The 268-nt window shown below is 62.7% G+C and carries 1 protein-coding gene; it reads left to right on the forward strand.

The window, feature by feature from the left end; translation table 11 throughout:
- A partial coding sequence (locus KZZ04_RS19425) for an MFS transporter (protein ID WP_219423910.1) occupies positions 1-268 on the forward strand: 268 nt, incomplete at both ends.

Genomic DNA, 268 nt, shown 5'->3' on the forward strand with positions numbered 1-268 from the left:
CCGCCTGATCGCCCGGGTCGGGCACATTCGTGCATATGCCACCTGCGCCGGGATTGTCGGTGCGGCGGTGCTCGGGCATGGCCTGATCAACTGGCTGCCGGCCTGGATCGTGCTGCGGATGATCGTGGGTCTGGGCATGATGTGCCAATACATGGTCATCGAAAGCTGGCTCAACGAGCAGGCGGACGCCAAGCAGCGAGGCGTGGTGTTCAGCGGCTATATGATCGCGTCCTACCTGGGGTTGGTGTTGGGTCAGTTGATCCTGGTG

It is taken from the genome of Pseudoalteromonas sp. CR1 (genome assembly GCF_019392235.1).
Lineage (GTDB): Bacteria > Pseudomonadota > Gammaproteobacteria > Enterobacterales > Alteromonadaceae > Pseudoalteromonas.